This is a genomic window from Pseudoalteromonas sp. MMG012, from assembly GCF_018100875.1.
Lineage (GTDB): Bacteria > Pseudomonadota > Gammaproteobacteria > Enterobacterales > Alteromonadaceae > Pseudoalteromonas > Pseudoalteromonas aurantia.
The window spans coordinates 1-1375 of record NZ_JAGJEF010000188.1 but is presented as its reverse complement, the minus strand read 5'-3'; the positions used below and the strand labels follow the sequence as shown (position 1 = coordinate 1375).

Sequence of the window (1375 nt, the reverse complement as noted above, 5' to 3'; positions counted from 1 at the left end):
TAATAACACCAAAGTTAAAACCATCAACTACACAATATCCCTGTCAGATATTACATTAACCAAACTTAAAAACCCTGTACATGCAATTTTATCTGGTGGCAGTGATACCGGCGCAGCAAATGAATTTATCTATGGAGTATACAGCGCAAAAATAAAATATGGTATTTCGTTTTATGATGAATATGCTAAAGAAATCACACTAGGAGCAGGGTTTGAAACCGACCTGTTTAGTGCAGAAACAAATGTCAAAAAGTCTTCAAGTAGCCAAATTTCATCTAAATATAAATTTGAGAGTGTGGCACCTGTTCAAATAGGCTTTTTAAAGCGAAATATTGCCAGTATTAACCGGATCCCAACATCATTGAAGCTTGCGCTCGATCCTAATAATGCAAATTTAATAAATATAACTTGGAAGGCTGTCGAAAATGCAAGCTACTACAATATATTTCAATCAGAGACCGCGGGGATTAATGCCAACTCCACTTCTACATACAGTCAGAAAATAACTGTTGAGGATCCATTTTATACCTTTGAAGGTGCGCCAAATCAATCATATTATTTCAAAGTGTCTTCCACAGTTAATCGCCAAGAAAGTGAAACTGGGCTTGAAGATGGCATTCAAACAATCCCTGGAGATGAAACACCACCTGGTGATGGGCCAATTGATGGCGGTGGAAACAGTAAACAACCTGAAGTAGAACCGAATAATGATATAAATTCAGCACAAGAGATCCGAGCAGGCGTTGTATCAGGTCAAAAAACAACGGCGCAAGATTATAATGATGTGTTTAAGCTCATTCCTTCAAAAACAGCTTTAGATTTCAAAGTTATCCATGAAAAGCAATATAGTGCAACAAGTGATTACGATATTTATATATATAACCACAATGAAGAGCTTATCCACTCTTTCCCATCATATAATGGAGAAAATGATCAACATATTATTGGTGTAAAAAAAAACAAGCCGGTATACATAAAAATGAATATGAAAAATGACACCACGATTAACGATAGATATAACCTCGAACTCGGATTTTTAAATTATAATTATGAACTAGAGCCTAATAACGCTTTGTCTGATGCTAACTTGCTTCTCAATAACACAACAAAGCGTGGCTCTCGGAGTTTCAGAAGCGACTATCGCGACTACTATTACATCAATACCGAATCAAACACGCTACGTGTTAAGTTCACTCACTCAGATAAGCTGAGCGCATCAAGTAATTATACAATCTACATTTACAATGCAACCGAAGAGCAAATAAGTAAAGTAAAGGCTGAAAATGGAATGGACGTTGACTTTAATATTGGTGTTGAACTAAACAGTCGAATATATATTCGCGTTGACATAGACGGCGATAACGCTAGAGATATT

1 protein-coding gene is annotated in these 1375 nt (G+C 36.1%); it reads left to right on the top strand.

The window, feature by feature from the left end:
- Positions 1–1375, top strand: a 1375-nt coding sequence (locus tag J8L97_RS22915; protein WP_211053029.1) for a hypothetical protein, incomplete at both ends; no start/stop codon positions are given.